We start from the raw sequence: 25224 nt of genomic DNA, 5'->3' as shown, positions 1-25224 counted from the left end.
TTACCGCCTAGAATAATATTGAAATCCAAATTTTTATGACGGTAGCTGTGATTAATCCGGCCAAGATCCATTGAAGAATCTTTGTGTTGATATTTTTACTTATTTTCGCTCCAATTGGTGACGCAATTGTGCTGGCAATAATTAGAACTAAGGATGGCAGCAATAACATATGTCCACCCATTAGTTTTCCTGTTGTTGATCCAATTGAAGAAATAAATGTAATTGCGAGCGAAGAAGCAATTGCAACCCTTGTTGGTATTTTAAGTACAACAAGCATGACAGGGACCGTTATAAATGCGCCAGCTGCCCCGACAATTCCAGAAACAGTACCGATTATTAAAGCTAAAGTAATGGCTAGAGGTTTTTTAATTGTCACTTGGTTTATATCTTGTGCATCAATTCCTTTTTTCGGCAGAAACATCATTACAGATGCAATCAGAGCTAAAATGGCATATACGATATTGATTGCGGAACTGGGTAGTGTATTAGAAACAAAGCTTCCTAAGAAGCTTCCAGTGATTATAAAAATGCCCATGTAAAGAACTAAGGTTTTATTGACAAGTCCTCCCTTTCGGAAAACGAGCATTCCCATGAAGCTTGCGAAGAAAACTTGAATTGCACTGATTGCTGTTACTTCTTGTACGGTAAAAGCCGTAAATCCGAGAGCTGATGGAATAAAGAGCAGCATCGGGTAGTAAATAATTGAACCGCCGATCCCCACCATACCGGAAATGAATGAGCCCAAGAAGCCAATAACGAATATGGTCATTATCCACGCCAAATCCATGGGGCTCCTGCCTTTCTAATGTAAAATCCTATATAGCTTACACATACCCCTCGGGGTATATTTTCGAGCAAAAAAAATTCGCTCCAGATTTCGATCAAAGACTTTGTATAACCCCCTTTTCATAGATACATATACCCGTATGGGTATGACAATAATATAATAAACTTTTTCTTTTTAGTCAACACTACACGATGAGAATGTCATAAACTCTGAAAGGACGATGAGGTTTGTGTCCCTTAAAATAAAGATCACATTCGTAATTTATAGCATTCTCCTCCTTTTTTCTGTTACAGGGGTTGATGCTCGCAATCTCGACCTTGGAAACAATAAAGCGATACTCGATAATTTGAAAAAAGGTGGATTCATTATTTATTTTCGTCATGGAGAGGCAACCATTGGCCAAGATCAACCGAATCTTAACCTAAATGATTGCCAAACACAGAGAAATCTAAGTAATTTTGGTAAGGAACAAGCTCAGGCAATCGGAGATGTTTTTAGGAAAAATCCCTTTCCCATTCATTTCCCGGTCGTGTCTGACCCCTATTGTCGGGCAAAGGATACGGCCGATATTATTTTCGGTAAAAAAAATGTAACTGTAGACCCCAACTTAGCCACCATTGAAAGATTAAAAATAGATGGTCTTCCAACTGAAGAGAAGCAGCAAATATTATCGGGTCTAACGAAAATATTTGAAACTCCTCCTGCTCGAGGTTCAAACACAGTCATCGTCGCTCACACCTTCCCAACTCATGTAGCTCTTGGTGAAATTCCGAACCTAGGAGCTATCATCATAAAGCCAAAAGGATTTGGCAACGGGTATGAAGTTGTGGGTAGAATTACGCCCGAAGAGTTAATAAGATGGTCAAAAGCCTAATATAAAAGCCCGGACGATATTAAATCGCCGGGCTTCTTTAATAATGTCAACCTGAATGGTAAAGGATTCCCTACTACTTCTTTGGATAGGATCGTGCATATCTCATGATAGTCCTAAACACTTTTGGATCCTCATGTTTTTTGAAAATATACGGATCAGGACTTGTATTCACTTCAAGGATCCAGGGATGCAAGGTTTTATCCAGCGCCACATCAAGTCCGACAACGTAAACGCCTGGAAATGCAGATTTCATCGCTTTCCCGACTCGAACGCCTAGTTTCGAGAGTGATTTCAACAAGCTTTTTGCTTTACTCGTATGCGGAGTCAATAGCCGTTTTGCCGGGACTAACTTTCCGCCATTATGGAAATTAGTCACGATTTTGTTTTTGGCTGCAACCCTTCCAATAATCCCCGTTGTCCTCCACTTACGATCTGGAGAATATTGAACCATGACTCGAAGGTCAAATCTCCCCCCTTGATGCTTGAGTAGATGAATGCCCTTCTGCACCAAATACCGCTTTCCGCCAGTGTGACGTAAAATGGATTTATACAAAGCATCGTAGCATACGAATGTATGGACCTTTGCCCCTTTTTGAAACTTATAACCACCTGATCCACACTCAACCCGCATAACACCATTTCCGAACGTTCCAACTTCAGGCTTAACATATACCATATTATAACGTTTCAACTTATTGAATAACGACGACTTAGTCAATCTAAGCGTATCAGGCACATGAGATTCGATTGCTGCATGCTTGCGTATTGCGTTGGTTTTTACCCACTTACTATATACGTGTCGTGACATTTCTCATCTCCTTACTATAACATTTCATGCCTCTGACTTGTTATCAGGTGACTGGATGCTTCCTGCAACAATTTATTCATCTTAGTAATTCTGGAACTGGACTATTAGCTTAATAATTAATATTTAAGAATATCGGTCGATCTTATTATCGAAGAAGAACAAAAAAATGCCGATTGAATGATTTCATTCATGCCGGCATTTAATATTGAAATTTGTTCACGAAATGATCTTGGCAACAAAAAATGCGATTCCCGCCGCAACTCCTCCGACTAGTGCAGTTTGAATGGCACTTTTGAGCGGTTTTGAACCCGTAAATTTTCCTTTGACGTAACCAAATATAAACAAAGCCATTAAGGTTGCGACAACGGAGACTAATAAAGCTGAACCGGCACGATGGATGAGCATATATGGAATTAATGGAATAATGCCACCCACAATGTAAGATAAACCGATCGTCAAGGAACTGTTCCGCGCTCTCTTGGGCTCGGGCTTTTCAAGTCCAAGCTCCAGTTTCATCATGAATGCAACCCATAGATTCGGATCAGCGCTTATCTCTTTTACCGCTTGTTCAACATTTTGCTCCTGTAGCCCCCAGCCCCGCAGAACCTCGGCCACTTCTTCCCTTTCACGTTCCGGAACTTCAATGATTTCTCGTTTTTCTCTCTCCAATTCGTTCAAGTAATGCTCTCGGTCCGTTCTTGCAGCCAAATACCCGCCTAGTCCCATGGCGATAGAACCTGCTGCGATCTCAGCAAGACCGGCTACGACGACGATATTTGTACCAGACACCGAGCCGGAGAGTCCGGCGGCTAGTGCGAAGGGAACCGTCAACCCATCTGACATTCCGATTACGATGTCCCGAATAGCATCGGATGCGGTGAAGTGATGTTCACTATGCGTTGAATTTTCCAAATGGTTCATATCGATTCTCTCCTTACACTAGCACGCCGGTTACCAAGTCCAACTATTTTTTATTTCTATATTATCTGCGTAATCATCGGTTTTTATCGCTCTTGCACGGTCTGATTTGCACTATTCGCCGACTTGTCCAGCAGATAAACGAGACCGCCGACTGCGAGGGTTGCCGCCGTGGCAAGAAAAGCCGAGCCCCCTGCATGCAGCCAGAGCACCGGTACCCAAAGTACGCCAAGTAATCGGTGCACAGTCCGCATCCATTTGTTCCGGATCTTATTGATGAAATAACCGTAACCAGCCAAAGCGAGCAAAATTGCAAATCCTGCAAGACCCGAATAAATATGCTCATCGTTTATTTTTGTAAATATGAAATAGATTCCGTGGGCCGCAACCAGGATAAAAGTGCCCCAGCCAAGCAGCTTATGGAGCGAATAAGCAAGCTTTCCAGCCTGCCTTACAAGCATCGACGGCGACCTCCGCTTTTTCTTAAACCAAAACCAGGAGAAGCCTGCTGCTCCAACAAATAGAGCTATCGTGCCGAAAGTCGAAAAATAGCCTTCTAATGCGTCTCCTTCTCCTCTTTCCGGCCGTTGTCCCCCACTGGAAGGCATCCCACCGTTACCATCTTGTGGAAAACGCGGGTGAAACTCTCCCCTTGAAGGAGCGTAAACGTAATAGCAGACGACAAGAATAACCGCTGCGACGAGGGCAATGGCCGCAGGAATCCAAACTTTTTTGCTTTTGCTCATGTCAGTCACCTCTGTAAAGTGGATGATATAGATTTCGATTTCTGTTTTGAAGATGGTTTCGAGGACGACTTCGGTCGGTTCGCAGTTAAGCGCTGCATCAGCAAATGAAAAACATTTCCTGCCAGCAGTCCGATAAAGAGATACATTAATCCTCCATAAAGCACATATATGACTGAACCCGCTATAGCAGCAATTCCACCGAATAAGACTTGATCCCTTATTTTGGCTGGAGAAGTCGGAGGATCAGTCAGCATAAAGCAGCCGAAGAACAGGGTCGCATTTATAAACGGCGGCCGTAGCGCATCGAAAGCGTCGCCTTTATGAAAATAAGCCATTGCTAATATCATTGCGAACGTGATCAAGAAGAAAGAGAATACTTGGGGATACTTATTCACGCGATTCGTTACAACATATCCTCCGATCAGCAACAGCGGGATATACCAACCGGAAAGGTCCCCGAAGGCGCCCCACCAGCTCTGTTCGGTGTGAAAAATCGGGATAGACAAGAACAGTCCGAATGCTGCTGGATTAAATATAGCTTTTTTCTTATTAACAAGCAGATGTTTAGAAAAAATCGAGAGACCTGCCGTACATGCAATGATAGGCCAAGCGGTATTCAAGCTTAATATCATAGCGACAATCAGTCCTGTAATTGCAGCGCCGTCTGGCATTATTCGCTTCCGCTTTTTGATGAGTGCGAATAAGACGTCAACGACTACAGTTGTGACAGCGGCTATTCCTCCATTTTCAATACCGCTCAAACTGTGCGTCGCCCAAGAAGCGATCGAGAGATAGACCACGATGGCAATAAGAATATAAGTTTTAGGTGTTTTGATCCATTGGGCCATTTTCATATTATATCCCTCCAATCCTCTTGATTCGTGAAGCTGACGTCAGGATCAAGCCTTGCAAGCCAGCGTCTGCAATCAGGGCGATCCCCCCTTCTCCACCTATCGCAAACGCTGCGGTAGAAAATGCATCCGCCATCATGGCGTAAGGAGCAATAACGCTACAGCTAATCCATTCGTTTGGCGATTTTCCTGTATCGGGCCGAACGATATGATGTTCGCCCTCGACTACTTCGCTTCTTCTCTCATAGCTTCCTGAGGTACATACTGCGGCGTCGGTAATGTTGAGCGACTGCAGGATACCGTTTGTTGTCGGATTGCGGATGCCGATCGTCCACTTGTCTTCTTGTTCGTTAGTACCGCCCGCATATAAATCGCCTCCAGCGTTCACGACGAATCCTGCACATCCGCCAAGCTCTCTAGCCGCCAAGTCTATGGCGAAACCTTTGGCAGTAGCACCTAAATCCAGAATGAGTGGTTTATGCAAGCATAAAGTACGATTCGCTTCACTCAGCTCAATGTCCCGGTAAGTGGCCGAGCCGTCGACATTGCTGTTCGTCCTTATACCCGTCAAATAATGGCGGTTGAACCCTTTCGACTCCAATAGCCGGCCGATGGTGGGATCGAATGAGCCATCCGTCCATTCAGCCATTTCCAGTGCAAACTTAAGCGGCTCGAACAAATACGGGCTGATCGCTGTCGCTTCTCCGATCCTGCGGCATGCTTGCATCAACTCGCTCTCTGGACTGAAACGGCTGCACGCCCTTTCAACTTGCCGAAAGGCATCAAATGCTTTGTTAATGCAAGAAACGAGCTCATCCTCCGACATCTCGTTTCCGCTGCGGGCTTCGATTTGGACAATCGTATCCATGAATAATTTGGCTTTCTTCATCGGTGCTGCCTCAAGCTCGAAGCGCCTGATTCAGAGCATCCTGTACGGCATCCGAAAATGCACGGGTGCTGTATGTCGCGCCAGAGACGTTATCTACGTTCGCGCTTTGAATCTTCAATATCTCTTCCGGCATTCCGACTACGTCTTCGATGGAATAGTGCATAGCGAAATCACTGATCTCTACGTCTGTGATCCGATCATTCTTTATGGCAACTGTTACCTGGATTGTGCCGCGTCGATTGCTTCCCATTCCGATGTAAGTTCCATTGTTGTACTTCTTGGATACCTGGCTTTGGGAATCGGACACCTGTGCGGAGTGGCTTTCCAAGGTGCTGCTTGATACCGATGGACTGCTGTAAACCGTGTTGACCAGCACGTTAGGCTTATTAATCTCCGTCGTCCAATAATCAGTGGCATAGACAGCAGCAATAGCTGTTGAGCACAGCACCACCCACTTTTTGTTCATTTTCGCCATCGTATGGCCTCCGTTCGGACAAGGTTTCTTAACTTCACATTGATTCATGTAAGACTTATTATAATATTGCAAGCTTAAATTAATTTTAAAAAACAGCCGCATACAGAAAAGCAAATACCCATAGAAAGGAGCTGATAGTTGCATGAGAGTTCTCGTGGTGGAAGATGATCCATCCCTACTCGGTATAATTCGAAGCGTATTCGAAAGCGAATCGTTTCAGACAGATACAGCGGAAACTGGCGACGACGGCTATTTCATGGCTCAGCAAGCCATCTACGATCTTATTGTGCTTGATGTCATGCTTCCAGGAATGAATGGCGTTGACATCGTTCGAAGTCTTCAAAGCAGTGGTCATACGGTTCCAATCATCTTACTGACTGCCAAAGACGCTGTGAAAGATCGCGTGGCCGGATTAGACGCAGGCGCAGACGACTATATCACGAAGCCTTTCGCCGTAGAAGAGCTGCTCGCCCGTTCAAGAGCCGTTCTGCGACGTCGTGGCACTCTTGGAGCGGAGGGGGATCTTACTTACGGTCCGTACCGTCTTTCGCCGGCTTCGCGCGAAGCTTTTATCGGTCATACTCTACTCGCCCTCACCTCAACCGAATATGAGATGTTGGAATTTATGGTTTGCAATATAGACCGAATTCTTACACGCGAACAGATATTTGACCGAGTGTGGGGATTTGAATCGAGAGCGGGCATCTCAGCGGTCGATGTCTACGTCCACCACCTCCGCAAAAAGCTGGCTGTCGCTGGAGCCGAGAACTGTTTACGAACAATACGGGGAATCGGGTTCATGCTGAAAGGAGAATATGATGTTTAATAACGTCCGCGTTCGATTGGTCGCTCTGAATGCAGCTGTACTCTTTCTCATCCTAGTAATGCTCAGTTCTACCCTCTACTTACACATGCGGTATAGATTGTATAAGGAAACAGATGAGGTGCTGCGGAACGCTGCTGAGCAGATCGACTCTGCTCGGGATGCGGAAGCGATTCTGAGACAGGAGCACCATGCACTGGAGCAAGATGACCGAATAATATACATCTTTCTGGACGCTGAGGGTCAAATTCAAGGCCAGTCACCCGCCCAAACTTTCACGCAAGCACAGATCGATGCTCTTCTCTATCATAAAGGTACTTCCTCATATGAAACGTTCAAAGTCGGTGGAGACCGTTACCGCGGGTTTCTCACACCCTTCTCTCAGGCGCGTTGGGGTGAAATCGAATCGCTTACAGTTCTCACGAGTCTCGAAGACGACGATAGCACGCTCCATTCCCTGCTACTCGACATCATCACGGGCGTAGGCTCTGGCGTCCTTATTTCGATCTTTGCTGGTTTTTTTCTTGCAGGCCGAGCATGGATTCCGATTCGAAAAGCCTGGGACAAGCAGCAACGATTCGTTGCGGATGCCTCCCATGAGCTCCGCACACCGGTTTCAGTCATTCGTGCACAGACCGAGCTGTTACTCCGTTATCCAGCGCACTCGATCGAGAGGGAAAGCGACAATATTGCCGTCATTCTGAAAGAAAGTACCCGCATGAGTAAGCTGCTCGAAGACTTACTGACGCTAGCTAGGTCCGATTCCAATCAATTAGAACTAGAATGCTCAGTGTTTTCTTTGGATCATGTGCTGATGGATTTGACGAAGCAATTCCAGTTGCTTTCGGTCACCAAAGAGATCGATATCGATGTATCGCTCAAGGAGCCGCTACCATTTTGGGGGGACGAAAGTCGCATCCGGCAGCTGCTCGTCATCCTCTTGGACAATGCGCTGAAATATACGCCTTCTAACGGAAGAATCGAGGTGACCGGTAAATCTTCTGCTCACCAAGTAACGGTTATCGTTTCAGATAGCGGCAGAGGTATACCGAAGGAAGAGCTCCCCTATCTGTTCGAGCGATTTTACCGAGGGGACAAGGCACGTTCTCGAAAAGAAGGTGGCACCGGGCTTGGACTTTCCATTGCCAAATGGATTGTCGATGCCCACGGAGGTACCATCCGCGCCGAATCCCAAGCCGGTGCGGGTACACGCTTCGAATTGCGATTTCCTCGCAGAAACAAGAATTGAACTGCAAGCATTTGGACATTACCATTTAGCAAACGGATGCCATGTCCATCTCTCGCTGTTTTGGCTTTATAAAGGAGTCATTCCTGCAATGGATTTTGAGAAGAACATATAGCTTTAACATGAAAAAAGCCGCAGTTAGCGGCTTCTTAAGATTACATGTTCTTGTCACTCGACAACGGAGAACGTTTAGTCCTTGGTTTTTTTCTTGCGCTTCCCTGCAATCCATTGTGTGCATATTCCCAATGAGAGCAATCCAGCTACCAACAATAGAATCCAACCAATCAGGGGTATACTCGAAAATGCAGTTATCATGCTGGCGCCGATAAGCACTTTTAACCAATCAGGCATTTGTTCCGAACCTTTGATCATATCGCCAATTCGATAACTGATCACGGTCATTCCCATCGCCAATGCGACGAGTAGCGCCAACAGAATCAGAACCAGAATCGGAATGCCTATAACGGTAACGAGCAGCAATGCGCTTAACGCAGCAATTACCAAGCCGCTTAGAAAGCCAATATATAAGAGCCGACCTAAGGCTTCACGCTGATAACGTTCGGTAAAAGCAATTATTTTTTCCTTACCGAGGACTCTAATTAGGACAGGTACAAGAGCCATGAGCAAGTTTCCTGCCAGCTGCAGCACCCATAGGCTTAGCACGAGCCCGCCTCCGATCAGAAAACTGTTTTGCGTAGCGTTATCCAGCGAGATATCATAGATATCGTCCCCCAAAGCAGCACCCGGATCTTGGTCTACCTTCCCTCCGATCACGACAATCACACCTGTAATCTTGGCCGTGCTGCCCAGATGCAGGTTACCGTTAATGACGACGACAATACCTTGTACTTGGCCTAAGATATCGGCATCGCCTCCGACAACGTACACGTCGTCAACGATCTGTTCAGCAGGCACAGTGGTGTTCTGGTGTTCAAAAATACTCTTTGCTGATACCATACCAGGGATAAGCAACATGAACAGCATAAAGAAGCAGATGGTATATGCTAGTTTTCTCAAAGTGACCCTCCCTTTCAACTCGTTGAGGTTTGAAGCAACCGCTTGAGTGAAATGAAGGAGGTCACAAGGATAATTAAAGAGAGGACAATCGTTCCCCCGGTTAAGGCGGGTACACTGAGAATGAAATGAGATATGGCATAGATCAGTGTGATCACCAATTTAGACCATCCATGTATGAGTTTACCGATAATCGCTCCTGTTAGCAGATAAAATACCCCAAGTGTCAACAAACCTAATAAAAGCGCCAAAATCCGCCCTTTGTATGCGAAATGTCGTTCTTCTTTCGCTCCGATGGATTGCATAACCCTAACCTCGAAATCCATAGGCGCTTCGATTAGGCTGAAAGTCTGCACAAGGTCGTTGTTGGTGTTTGCCATGACTTCCAGCAGCGCTTGACAGGACCCGCATGTCTCAAGATGCACTTCGATTCCCCTTCTTTCATCTTGAGTCAGCTCGTCATCGAGGTAGGCCGACAACTGTTCCTCCGGATGTTTGCTCATTCCCAGTCAGTCCTCCCTTCTTAATTCTTTCCGCAAGTTAATCCTGGCTGCAAACAGCCTTGACTTCACCGTTCCAAGAGGAACATCGATCATTTCCGCGATTTCTTCATAATTATAGCCTTGGATCTCATGTAATAATAGAACTTCCCGATGACCGACCGAGAGTCTGCATAGCCCTTCTTCAATGGATAACTTCTCCAACGGGTCGGTTGCGTGTTGATCCGCTATCCATTCGTTCTGTACTTCATTACTCTCTTGTTCTGGCAATTTCGCGCGTTTTTTTAATCGGTCTTTGCAGAGATTGGCCGCAATTCGAATGATCCAAGAAGAAAACGCATACTCGTTATCCAAACTTGATAGGGAGTAATAGGCTTTAATAAATGCCTCTTGCGAGACGTCTTCCGCATCCATTCGATCGCCTAACATCCCCACCGCATATCGATAGACATGGCCTTTAAAACGTTGGACTAGATCTGAAAAAGCTTCCCGGTCGCCACGTTTAGCACGATGAATGATATGCTTCAGTTCCTCATCCACCACTCGCTTACTCAACTCCTACCGAAACGGAACCAGGAGGTTTCACGTCAATTAGCTACTATCGCTGCTTCATTATCTTGAAGCTTCCTCAGCACTTCAAGCAGAATGACGTTCAAAGTTATCCATACGCCGCCGAAAACATAACCGGCCGCGACATCGCTTGGAAACTGCACATTGTAATAAATACGACTGATGCCGACTAGCAGGCACACGAGAACAACAAATAGAAATACAAAAATCCGGATCAGGTTCTGGATATAATGCCTTAGCAATAAAAAGGCAGAGAAACCGCACACCGTGATCGAAGTAAGAGTCTCCTCACTCGGAAATGTATTGATGAGTTGGATACCGGCTGCAACAGGCCCAGGACGGTGAAACAACATTCGCAATCCATCATCAAGCACTTCCCCGCCAAGTACTACCCAGATAAGAAATAAAAACTCCAATCCCTTGTTCCTGCCCCTGAACAAAATCCAAATGGATGTTATCATGATAAGCGGTCCATAGAGATAGATCGTCCCCAGTTTCGCGAAGAGCTGCATTGGTTCCTGCCACTCGGGTCCGAATAACGTTAAGATCACATATGAGGTCACTTCATCGAATTGGCTAAATTCGTGTGCAAGGAAATCCTGAATCATCCCCAGCATCAGCGAGAAGAACAGCACTAATAATGCGAATGAAGCCAGCACCAGGATTCTGACCTTACCGAGCGATTTGAAATGGCGACTGCCCTTGATCAACAAATTCATCAATGAAGCCAGCACGCGGCGTTTATATTTTCGGTAAAAATAAATTGCGAGCGTCAACAACGCTGAAGCAATGCCAAAGATAATCATATATCGATTGACCGTTGAATGATAGGCTTCCCATTTCGGACCTAACACTCGGCCAAGCGAAACGAATAAACTGACCCAGAATAGCCCGCCTGTATAAGCAAAGACGGCATAGCGGCGAAATGGCATTCTCGTTACCCCGCAAAAATAGCCGATAATATGCTTTAATCCCGGAATGAAATAAGCAATGAACAATAACTTTGTTCCGTATTTCTCAAACCATACCGTAATCCGTGACAATTGTTCTTCACCCAAATGGATGCGATGACCGTACTTGACAATAAACGGTTTACCCAGACGATATCCAATCCAGTAAGACAGGGAGATGCTGGCTGCTGCGCCAGTACCCGCCGCCAAGATACTAAGTATCCAGTTCATTTTCCCTTCATACACGTAAAGCCCGGTATAACTTAACATCATATCGCCAGGAAGAGGCAAAGCGAGTATTTCAAGAAATACAGCCAAACTAATCAGTCCGTATCCGTACTGTTCTAACCAAGATGTCCAATTTCCCATTGATACCCTCCTCTTCCTTTAGTTTTATCCTCAAATAATCAGTTCATCCAATGCCCCTCACAACCCTGCCCTGCATCCATTCATAAATAATCGGTATCACGACAAAGCTGTTGAGGGTGGATGTAATCATGCCGCCAATGACCACAATACCAAGCACTTGCGATATGACGGTATCTGAACTATGCGAGAACGCCAGCGGTATTAAAGTCAAAACGGTCGTGCCCGCAGTCATAAATATCGGACGAACCCTGGAGAGGCTTCCTTGCATGACGGCTTCCCGAAGTCCCATGCCCTCTTTCCGATTTCGTTCGATTTTATCAATGAGAACAATTCCGTTCGTAACCACGATTCCCGTAAGCATCAATACCCCGATGAATGCGGCGAGATTCCATTGGCCATGAATGGCGTACAAGGCGAGTACGACACCTGACAATGCCAGCGGAATGCTGATCAATACAGCAAGCGGTGCTTTCCAACCTTTGAAAACAAAGCTGGTGATGAGCAACACGAGCAGAATGGAAATAATGACGGCGATTGTAATTTCAATGAACATTTGCGTCACTTGCTGCGTAATGCCGCCAAGCGAATACGTGACTCCATTCGGGAACTTCATGGCTTTCAAGGACTGAGAAACTTCTTTCGACACCTTGCTCATGTCGCTTGACGTGATCTGAACTTGCACGATGGAGAATGGTTGACCATCACGTTCTTGAATGGAAGAAACGGCGTCGCTCTTCTGAATCGATGCGAATTGGTCCAGACGATAAGTCTGTCCTTTACTTCCGGTAACCGTTTCGGCAGCCATCGAAGCCAATACTTGTTCAGGCGTATACACGGGAATTGCATTTTCGTTCGAAACGCCTGTCTTGACGGAATCGATATACACGTCGACTGGAATCGTGCCAGTGGACGTCGAAATGTCAAAGTCTTTCGCTTTGGACGTGTAACGCGCCAACAGTTTATTGATATCGTCAGGATTAATGCCAGCCTGCAGCGCCTTTGTTTTATCAATCGCGATTGCATATTTCGGTATCCCGTTCGTGAGATCCGTTTTCCCTGTTACGCTCAGACCTTGAATGGTCACCAGTTTGGTTCGGACTTGCTGAGCCGTGCTTTCCAACGTGGCTTGATCGGCGCCGGTTAATAGGATATTGATCGTGGAATCATCGCCGGCGATGTTCTGATTCGTTACCGTAATTGCCGAATTATTGGCCACTTGATTCAAAGCGGCTTGCAAGGCTGGAATGATGGTAGTGAGATCATTTTTGTTTTTTAACTGGATGGACAGATTCGCCACGTTCGGCTGTTGAATGAACCCTCCTCCTTGGTCAAAGACGTCGTCCGCCGTTGGCGTGAATGTAGATCCGAATGTAGCGGTATAAGAAGCGATCTTAGCATTGTTTTGCAAGACGCGCTCCACATTCTTAACTTCTTTGTCTACTTCGGACAAAGGCGTTCCTTTCGGAAGTTCCACTTTGACGGCGACCTGGCCGCTTGCCGTGCTTGGCAGCAGGCTGAACGGAAGCTGCGATGCGAAGATTCCCGCGGCAATAAACAGAAGCAACGAGATGCTAATCACGGTTTTCTTGTGCTTCAACGCGGATTGCAGCAGCGGCTTCATGAGCGGTTCGAGCGTGACCGCTTCCGCCTTCGATGATCTCCATCCCATAAAGGCGAATGCAGGGATCACCAGCATGGCAACGAGGAAGGAAACTGCTAACGCAATGACGACCGACCAAGCAAAGCCGGAGTAAGATGCACCGATGATACCGCCGACTAAGGCAATCGGAACATATACGGCTACCGTTGTCGCGGTAGAAGCGAAGATGGCTGGAAGCATCTCGACCACCGAAGAAGATAATACGCTCAGAACTGGCTTGTCTTTGTTTTCCTGAACGCGTCTATACATGTTGTCCAAAATCACGATTGCATCGTCGACGATACGTCCCATGGCGACAATAAGTCCGGAAACGGTCAAGATGTTCAGAGTAACCCCCATTGATTTCAAGATCGCTGTCGTAGCAAGCAGCGATATCGGCAGCGTGATCGCAATTAATAGCGTAGAACGTGCATTTCTGAAGAAAAATAGTACGAAGAGCATGGAGAACAGACATCCCAATAAGCCTTCACGAACCAGACCCATTAATGAACTGTTCAGATCCTGTGCACGGTCGGTTTGAAGCGTCATCGCGACATCGCCGCTTTGAACAGCCGAAATGCCGGATACGCGTTCTTTCACATGTTTTGCTACATCTGTAATCGTTGCCGTTGGCGTTTTGATCACATTGATCATCACGCTTGCTTTGCCATTCGTTCTTGAGACGGTTTTCACATCGGTTAGGGATTGAGAAACCGAAGCAATGTCCGACAATGGGATGCTGTTGCCGTCTTTGTTCTTAATCGCAAGATTGTTCAGCTGCTGCTCCGTGAGATCCCATCCTTCTACTCGAATCGGGAACGAAGCTTTAACATTGGCAATGTTCCCTTGCAAGCTGGGCACTTCTGCCGTGATGGATTTATTGAAATCATCCAGCGTCAAGTTATTCGCAAAGAGATCTTTCATGCGCAGAACGACAACATAACCTCGGTTTGCACCGCCGACGGTTTGAACATCCGAGACGCCGGGTACGGATTTCAATTGCTTTACGATATCGGTTTGCAAGGTGGATTGCAGCGTTAGATCGTCTACTTTATTGTTATTTGCCGTCAGGCTATAACTCAAGACTGGAAACGTGCTCGACGTTAATCGGGTTACGACAGGTTTGTTGATCCCATCGGGTAATGCCGCATCATTCAATGCCTGTTTAAGAGCGTTTTCCGCTTTATTCATATCGTAATCCATGGGGTAGTAGATATTCATCAAGACCCCGCCGTCGTAGGAGGTTGTCTCTAAGTTGGTTATTCCGTTGGTCTTGCGGATGGCATCCTCAATCGGTGCCGTAATATCCTTTTTTACTTGATCCGCTTGGTAGGATGATGCACGCAGTGACACCATTAATGTGGTGTTATTGATACCAGGCAGGTAGTCCCTCTGCATTTGTAAAGCCGAGACTGTTCCCCATCCCAATATAAGTACGACGCAAACTAAAATGATGGTCGATCGTTGCATGACTGATTCGATAATCCTATTCATGATTGAAGTCTCCTCTCCTGTCTATATAGGAAAGGACTTCGTTTTGGGCTAGAATGTTCATCGACCAAAAAAATATCTTCACTTGACTCTATTTAGCTGCGGGGCCAGCCTTTTCATTTCTGGAGTAAAACCTTGTACGGACTAAAACCAGACTTGCATGACGAATTCCTATACTTGCTGCCACAAGCCAAAAGAACAAACAAATTAGAGGAGGATTATTTTTGAAAAAGAAAATTGCCTATATGTTAATAGGAGCACTCTGCTCTATCATTCTTTCATATGGATTCGTCGCCTATGCGGATCATGATTCGTCCCCAACACCAGAGAACAAACCGACTGCAGCAAGCGATACATATGTAGTCCCACCGATAGCTACTGCAACACCTGCGACCTCAACTGCTCAACCTAGTGCGAGTAAGGGAACAATCAAACTCGATCAATTGAAAGACTTGGAAATTAAAATCGCCGGCAATGGCCTAAAGATTGAAATTGAGCTCGATCGGGAACAAGCGAAGGCCGAATCCAAGGTAGTAATAAACCGTAGCAAGGGTGAGGAAAACCACCTGACAGGCAGCGAAGCGGTCCAATTTATCCAGCAGCTTCTGGATGATGTCAAATTACAAGAAAACATGAATAAGCAGCAAGTATTGGATGCGCTGTTCAAGCATTTTGCTATCGAACCAACAATGGTGGAAATCAATATCGAAATCAAATTCACGAATCGACCTGAAGTGTTGAAATACGAACAAGTAAAAGATGATGATGAAAGCAATGCTAAAGTGAAAAATGTGCAAGAAGATCAAAATGACCATAAGGAACTACTCGCAAATAAAGATCAGCTAACACAAAAAGAGCAGAAAAAAGCGTTGCACGAAACTTGGCAAAAAGCTCATAAAGAGCAGCAAGCAAAGAAGAAACAGCAATCGCGACTCGCTCGTGGTGACCGGGATAATGACCATCATGACGGTAAGCAAGGTGACGAAGACGAAGACGAAGATGATGACGGAGATCGCGGTCAACATGAAAGTCATGATCATGAAGACCATGATCACGAAGAGCATGATCACCAAGAAGAGGACTAATTATTGCCCTAAGAAATACAGAACAAGCCCCTTTATCGGGGCTTGTTTTTTTAATTACTTCGTACATAAACAGCAAGGAAATCAATACTAACACTTCCTCAGCTATCGCCTGTCTACGGATCCGGGGACCATTTTCTCTGCTGTCCGTTCATTCAATCAAGGCTGCCCCCTTTCGCCCAAGCTCACAAAAATACAACTCTTAAATAAATATACCATCGCAACTTAATCGCTAAGTGTAATCCTTTTTCATAGCTTCTGTAGATTCAGAGCTATTCTATACCGCATATCTCTCTTCAATCGTTGTAGCACCTGGTGTCTATGAAGTCTCGAGATTTAACATCACCGGGAATGTTGCTTATGAAGTGCAGTTGGTATTGAATATATTTAACCTCGGGCCAGAACCTTTAATATCCGCATTTGGCCTGGATGAATTTAGTAATCTCATTGAGAATCAAGGTATTTATCCAACAGCTCTAAGCCCAATCCCCGGAATAAGTCTTATTTAATACTGCAAGCAACCGATTGTATCCTTTGTCTCGCCGCGGGGATAATCGCATTTCAAACAAAAAATGAGCCCTCTACGGCTCTTTTTTCAATACGTCCCTATCTCTTATTCTATCGTCCAGCGGAAGTGCAACGAACACAAGCCGCGCGCTTATTCGTAGGTCTTCTTGTAGCCCAGTATTCCGGCAACCGGAGCGAGCGCCGTAAACACGGTTTTTTGAACCGCCCACGGCGGATTTACCGTGCGGATTTCGTTTTGGTAGTTCAGCATCGGACGCGACATGCGAAGCAGGCTGGGCAGTCCTTTTTTGTTAAGCATGCCGTTTCTGGCAAACGCGAAATAGCATTTGAAAAAACCGTCTATCTCGAGCGCCGGATAAAACCGTTGAATCGTATGCGCTTCCTCGGCGCTTTCATTCCAGAAATAATGCGGTACGCCGGCTGGAATCTCCAGGCTGTCGCCGGGCTTTAAAATATGGGTCTTGCCGTCCATATGAAAATGAATAATGCCGGAAATCACTTCGCACGAGCTTTTTTGTTTGGGATGCACGTGCTCGGGCTCTCTTTCTTGCGACGGCGGGTTGAAGCTTTCGATCTCCACCATCGTCCCGTTCGTGTCCTTCCCGGTCTTGCGGAATATCATGCGCTGCCCGCTGCGGGGATTCGTAATGACATTTCCTGAATTTTGCATAAACCCTCCTTGTACTTGAAAAGAGATTCCAGATTTGTCCTTTAACTTTCATACTACGGGTACGAAGCGTGGAATGTCTACCTTGGCCGATGTCGAAAATGGTTAATTATTCGTGTTGACCTCGCAGTTCGATAACGGTCAGAATGCAGCAGGGGAAAGCGGATAATAAGCGGCAATAAAAAAAGCCGCGAATTACGCGGCATTGACAGTCATATCTTACTCAAACAATTCTTGTTAATTCACTGTTGATTACTCGATGCGCGGCAACAAAACGATCTTTCGGACTAATCCCAAACGATGCAAATTGAACATTAGAATGATCGGTAATAAATTGGACTTCATACTGCTTTGCATTTCCTACATAAAAACTATTATATGTTGATGCGTTCGGTCTCACAATCAGCACAACGTTATGAATCAATTTCTTCTTCCCATTTAATGCATAAACTTTGATTCTTACTTTCACATTCTCATGTTGATTCTGGTTTAACGAGTTTACAACAATATCTTTGGAGACAGTCTTATCTTTCTCCGTTAAATTATTCAGAGGTCCAGTCGTATATTTACGAACCATACATACTCCCCTTTCAAAAACAAGATATTATGAGATAGTGATGTCGCGGTAATATCTTATTCATTCAGTTGTGGTACGGTGTCCATCCCAAATGGCAACTCTAACGAATCATACAGGCTTTATTAACGCGAAAATGGCTTCTTCTAAATTCTAACGAATCGTAGAAGCCTTATTCCGCCGAAATTGGCATCGGAGCTCGGGATTAGGGCTAAATAAGACCTGTAGGATTCGTTAGAATTCAAAACTGCCCCATTCCGGGCAAATAAGACCTCCTGCATTCGTTAGAGAGCCCCACGATGTGATCAGCTGAATTCTTCGCCTATTCCCACGTTTGGATTTTAGCATTGTTCGACCGCATGCTTCACCTTATACTTAATCTAGTTAATCACATTGCCGATAAAGGAGTGCTAATGTTGGGCACCGACGATTCTACCAAGTTATTCAACGAAATGCTTTCGCTGACCGTGCAGCTCTTCTATGGGCATGAGCGTTCGCTGATCCTGCATGAGCCGCTTAAAGCCGCTTCGTCCGTTCTCGATATCGGCTGCGGAAACGGTGCCTATTTGGAGGCAGTCAAACAGGACTACCCGCACTTGAGATGCATCGGTCTCGAGAAGGACGAACGCATTTACCGCTTTGCGGCGGCAAGAAGCGCGCCTGGCCTGCAATTTGTTCAGGCTGATTATCGGGAGCGGACGCCATGGGCCGAGCCGTTCGATGTAGTCATTGTTAGACTGGTCGCCCTGCATCTCCCGGACTTCGGGCATTTTTTGACTTGGCTGCGAACCGTCACCCATTCTGATTCCTTGATCATCGTAATCGATTTGGACGACGACGCAACTGGTCCCCTGCCAGCCGACTGCCTTCCTCGATTCGAAACGTTATTCCGGGCTTCGCGCAAGCCGCTGCTGGATCGCTTTCCTAAGCCGGTTGTCAATCGGCTGGAAGAATTAACGTCGACCCTCGGCGGCTTACAAACGAATTTGCAGCGTTATCGCATCCTGGCTGAAGACAGCGAAACGAAGCGGCTGCTGCACCGCTACATGGAAACTGTGACTAGGATCATGCAAAGCAATCATTTGTCCGATGAGCGAAAGCAGGAATTGGACAGATGGCTTAGCGAGGAATCCTTCTCCTATGAGGCCGGCATGTTCGCTTTATCGTTTCAACGCATTTGATTACCAATCCGGGAGGACCAAGAAACGATGTCATGGAGATCCGATTACGAACATGAACTTGTCTATGTGTTTCAGGAAGCGGAACGGCTGATGGATGCCTTTCCGGCACCGCTAAACGACAAAGGGCGGGATTATTTGAAAGCCTTCAACCCGCTAAATCCTTCCGGCACGAAGAACCATATCTGCTACCTGCTTCCGTTTTGGATGCAGCCCATTACGGAGTTGGATTCACAGCGCTATCGCGATTTGTCGCTCGCTAACGTATTCGTCATGCTGTATTTTTTCATCCAGGACGATCTCATGGATACCGCCCCGTCCGATTGGAAAGAACAGCTGGCCCTCGGCAATTTGTTCCATTTAAGCATGCTGGACCTGTACCGTACGCTGTTTGAGAGCAGCTCCCTTTTTTGGAACTATTATCGCGCTTACGTGACGGATTGGTCCATGGCAGTTGCCTATGAGAGTCCTTCCGTCAGCCTGTCTCCGGCCAAGCTCGCGCAAAAGGCGGCGCCTGTCAAATTGGCGAGTACCGGCGCCTTGCTTCTCGCCGGTCGCCACGAACTTGAGCCCGCCGTTTCCGAGGCGGTCGATCTCGTATTGGCTACGCTGCAAATGTCTGACGATTGGGCCGATTGGGAAGAAGACTTCGACTTGCATAACGCCAACAGCCTGATCGGCATGATTGCCTCCGAGAAAGCGGTGTCCCCTTCCCTGATTACGAGAACCGATATCAGGAATGCCATCTACATCGACGGAGCCTTAAACCGTTACTCGCAGCTTACGCAAGCGAATGGCGAGGCTTTTGCAAGATTGAAGCTTGCTCTCCCCCATTTGGCCGCGTTCCACTCTCATTTGGCTGACAGGCTGACGGAAGCTGGCGAGCAATTGAGCCAAACGAAGAAACAGCTGCTCGGCGGTGGATTTGCGTACTGGCTTTCGCAAAATAAACCTTCCATTTCCGGTAATTAACATGTTGACTAGTGGTAAGAAAGACATAGGGAAGAAACGACAAAGGGAATCACCCGCCGGGGGATTCCTTTTTTGTGCAATAATTGTCGTATAATAGCGATTATTAGTAGAATTGTCCCAATAGTAGTGATAAGCTTTACATGGTAGTATATTCCTATAAAAGAGGTGCAGCCAGATGTCCGAACAAGAATTGCAGCAACAGATCATCGAGAAAGCCTGGTCCGACGAATCTTTCAAAGCCAAATTGCTGGCGGACCCGAAAGCAGCGTTGAAAGAAGCCTTCAATCTGGCTTTGCCTGAAGACGTGGAACTGGTCGTCATCGAAGAAACGCCATCTAAGCTCGCGCTCGTCATCCCTCAAAACCCGGCTGACGCCGCAAAAACGGACAGCGAACTCAGTACTTGGTAATGCTCTGCATTTGCTACACTCCAATATTTCCCACAAAAAACGCGAAGGTCACATAGAGACCTTCGCGTTTGTTTCTACATAGCGCGCGGCTGGGAAACGAATCATCGCTTCGGTACCGACACCCTTCTGACTCTTGAATTTAATCGTCCCCTGCATGACCTCGATGATCCTGAACGTCACCATGAGTCCAAGACCGGTCCCCTTTGTTTTGTTGGTGAAATACGGTTCCCCCAGCCTTTCGAGTATGCGCTCATCCATCCCGGCGCCGCTGTCCGAAATATGAATGACGACCTGTTCGCGTTCCTCGTATGCCCAAATCTTCACGACGCCGGAGCCTTCCAGTGCTTCAATGCTATTCTTAATGATGTTAATCAATGCCTGCTTCAGCTTCGAGGAATTGCCCATGATCCGTAGCGAACGGGGCACGCTCATCTCCAAGTGGCCGCCCTGAAGGTTGGCCAGCGGGACGATAATGCCTTCCACGTGCTTGAATTCGTCTGCCAAATCCAATTCGTCCACTTGTTCCAGCTCCGGCTTTGCGAAGGTAAGAAAATCGGTAATGATCGTCGAAGCCCGATCAAGCTCGTCGATGGCAAGCTTGTAAAAGTTCTCGGTATTCGGCGCGATGTCGTGGCGTTTCTCGAGTATTTGCAGCACGCCGCGCGTGACCTGAAGCGGGTTGCGGACCTCGTGCGCCACAGAAGCCGCTAATTGGCTGATAATCTCCATTTTCTCCGAACGCTGCAGCTCGGAGTTGTAGATTTCCAAGTCCCGCGAGTAGGTAATGATCAATTTATGCTGGTAGGAGATTCGGCGCCCGAGCAGCACGATGAGCGATAGCACGAAAGCGACCAGCCCCCATTTCCACCACGACAGGTCGTACGTCTTGGAAGATGCGTAGAATTTCAACAATTCCGCTACGCTGACCGCTGCAAAGACAGCCAATCCGATAGAGAGGATAATCGAATCAATATTGCGATTCCATAGCTGCCTGACCAGAATGATGAGGATCAGGATAAATTGGGCCAGCATGATTATGCCGATACACGTAACCGATACAAAAAAGTAATATTGCTGTAATGCATAGCCGGATGCCCAGTTGACAGTCAGCGCAATGATTCCAAAGATGGAATAGGCGATCTGGAACCGGCGGAAATGCTTGACGATGCCGCGATAGCCGCTTCCGAACAACTGCTCGAAAAACATCATTAAGGACGGCAAGAACAGGTACAAGGACAGATCGAACATCCCCTGATAAATAAAACCGTACTCTCCGTAGAAGGTATACAGGAACGGCGAGTATCCGATCAATAACCCGCCGATCGGCAGAATGATAAAGCATAGCGCGAGCCAGCTCTTCAATAGATTCCGGTCGAGAAAAACCGAACATACGAGCATGACGAAGGCGACGAAGACAAACGCGCTGCCCAAGATGATGTCGAGCAAATCGAATTTCGCGTACAAACGCAAGAGATCCTGGTAATCCGAGATGTTAATTCCGCGTCCGAGGCCCAATCTGTCCGTTTGGCTTTCCAGATGCAGGACCAGCTCTTGACCGGAGTCGTGATTTTCAAGCGGAATCAAAACGCGGTTCAGATCGAACCAATACTTCCGTTCCGAATGAAAGACCTCTTCCCCGCCCAGAAAGGCGGTGATGTTCTGCGCATATATCGAGCGAAAGAACACCCCTTGGTTCTTTTCGATGACGGGAAGCTTGATCCGGACCCATGCGGACACCGCATATTCCGGTTTGGATACTGCCGGATCCGCAGCCTGTATGTCCTCCCACCCAGCAGCTTTCAACGCCTGATCGGGCTCCGCAAGCCGCTCTGCTTCCGTCTCCCATTTGATCTGCCAGGATGAGATCGATGAACCAGCCGAAGCCGAGGATGCTCCCGCGAGATTCGGCACGATCGGCAAGATACTCGCTATGATCAAAAAAATTCGGATGAATATGTTTAGCCTCATTCCTGCCGACACCTCAATACTTAGGTAAATTTAACTACGTCCATTTTCTATAATTCGACTAAATTCCAAGGTTTGCCTGCTAAATTTTCGACAAAATATAAATAATTAATATTCCTTATTCTCGAGTAGGTCTATTTCACCTCAAAACGGTTGCGAACGGCATGAAAAAAGCCGCAATTCGCGGCTTTTTTTGTCATATTGGGCGACAGAAAGATTCCCTCGCTAAAACGCAAAGATACTTTCATCGACTTGAATTTGGCCCAAGCAACCAACACAAGAAATACCTCCAATCTAAATTCGGAGGGTTATTTGCCTTGCCCAGATTCTAGTTGCGTTCACTTCAGCAGGTTCTTATTTGCTTTAGAGCCGAATAATATTGTCAAGATGCTCAGCTTTAGAGGGGGATTCGCATGAAAGCAACCAATTGGAGAAGCTTATTTATTTTCGAATCTCGTGCTTCAAGAGCCAAACGTGCTTTCCCTCAGCATTCGAGATATAAAGTGAGGACGATTAAACCAAACCACGTCAACCAAGCGCAGCTAGATCAGAGTGTAAAAGAATGTTATGAAATTTGGAAATCAAAGTATCTCATTCGAAATCCTGCTGTGAACGATCAATATTACGTTTATTTCAACCTAGAAGGGCAGGCCGAACCGAAGAACTCCGTATCGACATCAGAGAGCCATGGGCATGGCATGCTTCTAACAGCTTACCTGGCCGGCTATGATCCGAATGCCCGGGAATATTTCGATGGCCTTTTCCGATTTTACAAAGCTCATCCGAGTTCCAATAATCCCCTATTGATGGCTTGGAAGCAGATTAAAGACGAAAGAGGAAACATCGTAAATACAGAAGGCGCCGATTCGGCCACTGACGGCGATATGGATATTGCTTTCTCCCTGTTACTCGCTTATAACCAGTGGGGAAACCGGGGAACAATCAAATACTTAAACGAAGCCAATAAAATGATTGCTGCCATCTTGAAGCATGATGTGGATCAGCGGAAGTGGTTTTTAAGCCTGGGAGATTGGGTCAACCCGGATACCCCTAAATATAGCGGAGCAACACGTCCCTCCGACTTTATGATCGAACATCTGAAAGCGTTTCAGATCGCAACCGATGATGCCAAGTGGGGCTGGGTCGTGAATACTACGTACTCCATAATGAAGCAGCTATATAATGATTTCAGTCCTAAAACAGGTTTATTGCCTGATTTTGCAGTAAAACGCAACGTCGATTTCGCACCAGCTCCCCCTAATTTTTTGGAAGGACCTTATGACGGCGATTACTATATGAACGCTTGCAGGACGACATGGCGGATCCCTTTAGATTATTTGATGACGGGAGATCGAAGAGCCTTTGCTCAATTCACGCAGGTGAACAATTGGATCAAAAGCAAAACTAGTCTGGATCCTGGTATTATTCGAGCAGGCTATTATTTGAATGGCAAAGATTTGCCTACAGAATTCAATAATCATCTGGCTTTCGTGTCTCCCTTTGCGGTAAGCGCAATGATCCATGCCGATAATCAGATGTGGCTTAATAAGCTTTGGACGCATATGGTAAATGCCAGCTTCGATGACAACGATTATTACGGCAATACGATTAGGTTGCTTTGCATGTTAGTCGCATCCGGCAATTGGTGGTCGCCAGTTCATTAAAGAAACGTCGGTTTGGTCTCTAACTGTATAATTGAAAAAAGCAATAGGCACCTATTGGATGCCTTTTGCTTTTTTATCTTAGTTACGGATCTTGTTAGTTTACAGTTTCTTAGCCATTATTTTGTCAACCAGCATGCACGATTAGAAAAACATTGTTGATGCTTGACCTCTCTCTTCGCTTCATACAATTCGCATCAAATTGTACGAGGTAATATCCTGTTAGAGACCTTAACGTCAAAATAAAAAAAACCGCGTTTTTCGCGGAATCTAATGGATATATGTTCTAGTCCTCTTACACTTAGCTCAGGGTCCAAATCTATTAAGAATTCATATAACATATGAAAACTAAAACTCAACCTATATTGCGGTTGCACTATCGTACCCGCTAGTTCAAAATCGACAGGGACTGATTAGGAATATATTTTTTCACCTTTTTCAAGCATCGCTACAAACTGTTGAATTCGTTTCGCCCGGGTTTCTTGCTTCTTGGCATTATGGATTCTGAACAGGATTGCATATTTATTTTGGCTATTCAACGTATCATAAAATGCCTTCGCTTTGACATTACGCTCAAGTTCAATTGCGAAATCCTCAGGCATAGAAGCGATACTTTGCGATTCGTAGGCCTTATCCCATTGTCCATTCTTTTTGGCAACTTCAATCGTTTTGAACCCAGAAGGCTTCATTCTTCCATTTGTAATGAGAAGCTCTGCTTTGTCTTTATTCACTTTCAACCAGATGCTCTTAGCCCTACGCGGAGTAAATCGTTGAACCCACATTTTTTCATCAAACTTTTCCTTCTGGCTGTCAACCCATCCGTAACACAATGCACTTTCAAGCGCTTCATCGTAGGATACGGTAACCACACCGGAATTTTTTTTCGCGATTTGCAACCGGATTCCCGGTGAAGTGTCATGATTGTTCTCCAGCCAATTCTCGAGAGATTGCTGTTCGCCAAAAAACATAACCGGTAATTCATTGGACTTATGGTTCACTTGAATCGCCTCCTAATAGTAGTGTAATTCAATATTGTTGACAGATACAGTCAGTAATAGTCGCTATTGCTAATATCTCAATTTCGGAAACAAGCCACCGCGGTGCGAGTAATTTGTTGAACAATACTACCCGTTAGCCATACATGCAGCGCAAGAAATAGCGCTGCACCACAGAGGATTAAAATAGAAATGCCGTCAATAATGCTACTACGGCTGGGAGAATAAGGTCGATCAACTATG

24 protein-coding genes are annotated in these 25224 nt (G+C 46.1%); 8 read left to right on the top strand and 16 right to left on the bottom strand.

The genetic code is table 11. The features are described 5' to 3' along the window. Positions 1-7: 7 nt before the first annotated feature. Positions 8-787: a sulfite exporter TauE/SafE family protein gene (locus AC6ESO_RS28775; RefSeq protein ID WP_497094390.1), complete on the bottom strand. Its 780-nt coding sequence runs from the start codon at positions 785-787 to the stop codon at positions 8-10. Between the two features lie 220 nt (positions 788-1007). Between AC6ESO_RS28775 and AC6ESO_RS28770 the strand changes: the two genes are divergently transcribed. After that, the gene (locus AC6ESO_RS28770; RefSeq protein ID WP_497094389.1) at positions 1008-1661 is read left to right on the top strand and encodes a histidine phosphatase family protein; all 654 of its coding nucleotides are present in this window, start codon (positions 1008-1010) and stop codon (positions 1659-1661) included. A gap of 73 nt (positions 1662-1734) precedes the next feature. Here the strand turns inward: AC6ESO_RS28770 and AC6ESO_RS28765 are convergent, their stop codons facing one another. The 6 genes from AC6ESO_RS28765 to AC6ESO_RS28740 all read right to left on the bottom strand — a co-directional run bounded on the left by AC6ESO_RS28765 (position 1735) and on the right by AC6ESO_RS28740 (position 6348). Then, positions 1735-2469 (bottom strand): YheC/YheD family protein, encoded by a 735-nt coding sequence (locus AC6ESO_RS28765; RefSeq protein WP_497094388.1) that lies wholly within the window; start codon positions 2467-2469, stop codon positions 1735-1737. Between the two features lie 216 nt (positions 2470-2685). Further along, complete coding sequence (locus AC6ESO_RS28760) at positions 2686-3390, bottom strand: VIT1/CCC1 transporter family protein (protein ID WP_497094387.1); 705 nt, start codon at positions 3388-3390, stop codon at positions 2686-2688. An 83-nt stretch (positions 3391-3473) separates the two neighbouring features. After that, entirely contained in the window at positions 3474-4133 is a 660-nt protein-coding gene (locus AC6ESO_RS28755; RefSeq protein ID WP_497094386.1) for a hypothetical protein, read from the bottom strand. A 5-nt stretch (positions 4134-4138) separates the two neighbouring features. Beyond that, positions 4139-4987, bottom strand: coding sequence for an RnfABCDGE type electron transport complex subunit D (locus AC6ESO_RS28750; protein WP_497094385.1), 849 nt, complete (start codon positions 4985-4987; stop codon positions 4139-4141). Position 4988: 1 nt separating this feature from the next. Continuing rightward, positions 4989-5873 carry an FAD:protein FMN transferase gene (locus AC6ESO_RS28745; RefSeq protein ID WP_497094384.1) on the bottom strand — a complete coding sequence of 295 codons (885 nt, stop codon included), beginning with the start codon at positions 5871-5873 and terminating at the stop codon, positions 4989-4991. A 10-nt stretch (positions 5874-5883) separates the two neighbouring features. Next, on the bottom strand, positions 5884-6348 hold the full coding sequence (locus AC6ESO_RS28740) for an FMN-binding protein (RefSeq protein WP_497094383.1): 465 nt from the start codon (positions 6346-6348) through the stop codon (positions 5884-5886). 142 nt (positions 6349-6490) lie between these two features. On the opposite strand from AC6ESO_RS28740, the gene AC6ESO_RS28735 reads away from it, so the two are divergent. Beyond that, on the top strand, positions 6491-7174 hold the full coding sequence (locus AC6ESO_RS28735) for a response regulator transcription factor (protein WP_497094382.1): 684 nt from the start codon (positions 6491-6493) through the stop codon (positions 7172-7174). Between the two features lie 97 nt (positions 7175-7271). After that, the gene (locus AC6ESO_RS28730) at positions 7272-8420 is read left to right on the top strand and encodes a sensor histidine kinase (RefSeq protein ID WP_497094381.1); all 1149 of its coding nucleotides are present in this window, start codon (positions 7272-7274) and stop codon (positions 8418-8420) included. A 186-nt stretch (positions 8421-8606) separates the two neighbouring features. Here AC6ESO_RS28730 and AC6ESO_RS28725 read toward each other — a convergent pair whose 3' ends face one another. From AC6ESO_RS28725 to AC6ESO_RS28705, 5 genes are read right to left on the bottom strand one after another with little or no spacing between them, the layout of a single operon-like run. Further along, positions 8607-9434, bottom strand: coding sequence for a hypothetical protein (locus AC6ESO_RS28725; RefSeq protein ID WP_497094380.1), 828 nt, complete (start codon positions 9432-9434; stop codon positions 8607-8609). A gap of 14 nt (positions 9435-9448) precedes the next feature. After that, positions 9449-9934 carry an anti-sigma factor family protein gene (locus AC6ESO_RS28720; RefSeq protein ID WP_497094379.1) on the bottom strand — a complete coding sequence of 162 codons (486 nt, stop codon included), beginning with the start codon at positions 9932-9934 and terminating at the stop codon, positions 9449-9451. A gap of 6 nt (positions 9935-9940) precedes the next feature. Beyond that, positions 9941-10474, bottom strand: coding sequence for an RNA polymerase sigma factor (locus AC6ESO_RS28715; protein WP_497094378.1), 534 nt, complete (start codon positions 10472-10474; stop codon positions 9941-9943). 44 nt (positions 10475-10518) lie between these two features. Then, positions 10519-11820 (bottom strand): VTT domain-containing protein, encoded by a 1302-nt coding sequence (locus AC6ESO_RS28710; protein WP_497094377.1) that lies wholly within the window; start codon positions 11818-11820, stop codon positions 10519-10521. A 43-nt stretch (positions 11821-11863) separates the two neighbouring features. Continuing rightward, complete coding sequence (locus AC6ESO_RS28705; RefSeq protein ID WP_497094376.1) at positions 11864-14953, bottom strand: efflux RND transporter permease subunit; 3090 nt, start codon at positions 14951-14953, stop codon at positions 11864-11866. Positions 14954-15174: 221 nt separating this feature from the next. Here AC6ESO_RS28705 and AC6ESO_RS28700 point away from each other — a divergent pair, with 221 nt between their 5' ends. After that, positions 15175-16035, top strand: a complete 861-nt coding sequence (locus tag AC6ESO_RS28700) for a YusW family protein (protein WP_497094375.1) — start codon at positions 15175-15177, stop codon at positions 16033-16035. Between the two features lie 655 nt (positions 16036-16690). On the opposite strand, the gene AC6ESO_RS28695 is transcribed toward AC6ESO_RS28700, so the two are convergent. Beyond that, complete coding sequence (locus AC6ESO_RS28695; RefSeq protein ID WP_497094374.1) at positions 16691-17230, bottom strand: cupin domain-containing protein; 540 nt, start codon at positions 17228-17230, stop codon at positions 16691-16693. 220 nt (positions 17231-17450) lie between these two features. After that, entirely contained in the window at positions 17451-17804 is a 354-nt protein-coding gene (locus AC6ESO_RS28690; protein WP_497094373.1) for a hypothetical protein, read from the bottom strand. 410 nt (positions 17805-18214) lie between these two features. Between AC6ESO_RS28690 and AC6ESO_RS28685 the strand changes: the two genes are divergently transcribed. The 3 genes from AC6ESO_RS28685 to AC6ESO_RS28675 all read left to right on the top strand — a co-directional run bounded on the left by AC6ESO_RS28685 (position 18215) and on the right by AC6ESO_RS28675 (position 20360). Beyond that, on the top strand, positions 18215-18982 hold the full coding sequence (locus AC6ESO_RS28685) for a class I SAM-dependent methyltransferase (protein ID WP_497094372.1): 768 nt from the start codon (positions 18215-18217) through the stop codon (positions 18980-18982). 27 nt (positions 18983-19009) lie between these two features. Continuing rightward, positions 19010-19951, top strand: a complete 942-nt coding sequence (locus AC6ESO_RS28680) for a hypothetical protein (protein ID WP_497094371.1) — start codon at positions 19010-19012, stop codon at positions 19949-19951. A 175-nt stretch (positions 19952-20126) separates the two neighbouring features. Beyond that, positions 20127-20360 carry an NHLP leader peptide family RiPP precursor gene (locus AC6ESO_RS28675; protein ID WP_497094370.1) on the top strand — a complete coding sequence of 78 codons (234 nt, stop codon included), beginning with the start codon at positions 20127-20129 and terminating at the stop codon, positions 20358-20360. Between the two features lie 48 nt (positions 20361-20408). Here the strand turns inward: AC6ESO_RS28675 and AC6ESO_RS28670 are convergent, their stop codons facing one another. Continuing rightward, a complete protein-coding gene (locus tag AC6ESO_RS28670; protein WP_497094369.1) occupies positions 20409-22328 on the bottom strand; it encodes an ATP-binding protein in 1920 nt (639 codons plus the stop codon). A gap of 410 nt (positions 22329-22738) precedes the next feature. On the opposite strand from AC6ESO_RS28670, the gene AC6ESO_RS28665 reads away from it, so the two are divergent. Beyond that, positions 22739-23989 (top strand): family 8 glycosyl hydrolase, encoded by a 1251-nt coding sequence (locus AC6ESO_RS28665; RefSeq protein WP_497094368.1) that lies wholly within the window; start codon positions 22739-22741, stop codon positions 23987-23989. 410 nt (positions 23990-24399) lie between these two features. Here AC6ESO_RS28665 and AC6ESO_RS28660 read toward each other — a convergent pair whose 3' ends face one another. Further along, positions 24400-24984, bottom strand: coding sequence for a YdeI/OmpD-associated family protein (locus AC6ESO_RS28660; RefSeq protein ID WP_497094367.1), 585 nt, complete (start codon positions 24982-24984; stop codon positions 24400-24402). Between the last annotated feature and the right edge of the window lie 240 nt (positions 24985-25224).

The organism is Paenibacillus rhizoryzae (assembly GCF_059686995.1).
Note: the sequence above shows the minus strand (reverse complement) of the source record. Positions and strands in the feature narration are given on the sequence as shown.

Coding starts and splice junctions, on each gene's coding strand:
- AC6ESO_RS28695 (WP_497094374.1), bottom strand. CDS start 17,230: ATGCAAAATTCAGGAAATGTCATTACGAATCCCCGCAGCGGGCAGCGC.
- AC6ESO_RS28735 (WP_497094382.1), top strand. CDS start 6,491: ATGAGAGTTCTCGTGGTGGAAGATGATCCATCCCTACTCGGTATAATT.
- AC6ESO_RS28690 (WP_497094373.1), bottom strand. CDS start 17,804: ATGGTTCGTAAATATACGACTGGACCTCTGAATAATTTAACGGAGAAA.
- AC6ESO_RS28745 (WP_497094384.1), bottom strand. CDS start 5,873: ATGAAGAAAGCCAAATTATTCATGGATACGATTGTCCAAATCGAAGCC.
- AC6ESO_RS28665 (WP_497094368.1), top strand. CDS start 22,739: ATGAAAGCAACCAATTGGAGAAGCTTATTTATTTTCGAATCTCGTGCT.
- AC6ESO_RS28705 (WP_497094376.1), bottom strand. CDS start 14,953: ATGAATAGGATTATCGAATCAGTCATGCAACGATCGACCATCATTTTA.
- AC6ESO_RS28720 (WP_497094379.1), bottom strand. CDS start 9,934: ATGAGCAAACATCCGGAGGAACAGTTGTCGGCCTACCTCGATGACGAG.
- AC6ESO_RS28680 (WP_497094371.1), top strand. CDS start 19,010: ATGTCATGGAGATCCGATTACGAACATGAACTTGTCTATGTGTTTCAG.
- AC6ESO_RS28740 (WP_497094383.1), bottom strand. CDS start 6,348: ATGGCGAAAATGAACAAAAAGTGGGTGGTGCTGTGCTCAACAGCTATT.
- AC6ESO_RS28750 (WP_497094385.1), bottom strand. CDS start 4,987: ATGAAAATGGCCCAATGGATCAAAACACCTAAAACTTATATTCTTATT.
- AC6ESO_RS28770 (WP_497094389.1), top strand. CDS start 1,008: ATGAGGTTTGTGTCCCTTAAAATAAAGATCACATTCGTAATTTATAGC.
- AC6ESO_RS28760 (WP_497094387.1), bottom strand. CDS start 3,390: ATGAACCATTTGGAAAATTCAACGCATAGTGAACATCACTTCACCGCA.
- AC6ESO_RS28775 (WP_497094390.1), bottom strand. CDS start 787: ATGGATTTGGCGTGGATAATGACCATATTCGTTATTGGCTTCTTGGGC.
- AC6ESO_RS28675 (WP_497094370.1), top strand. CDS start 20,127: ATGTCCGAACAAGAATTGCAGCAACAGATCATCGAGAAAGCCTGGTCC.
- AC6ESO_RS28685 (WP_497094372.1), top strand. CDS start 18,215: ATGTTGGGCACCGACGATTCTACCAAGTTATTCAACGAAATGCTTTCG.
- AC6ESO_RS28755 (WP_497094386.1), bottom strand. CDS start 4,133: ATGAGCAAAAGCAAAAAAGTTTGGATTCCTGCGGCCATTGCCCTCGTC.
- AC6ESO_RS28765 (WP_497094388.1), bottom strand. CDS start 2,469: ATGTCACGACACGTATATAGTAAGTGGGTAAAAACCAACGCAATACGC.
- AC6ESO_RS28670 (WP_497094369.1), bottom strand. CDS start 22,328: ATGAGGCTAAACATATTCATCCGAATTTTTTTGATCATAGCGAGTATC.
- AC6ESO_RS28710 (WP_497094377.1), bottom strand. CDS start 11,820: ATGGGAAATTGGACATCTTGGTTAGAACAGTACGGATACGGACTGATT.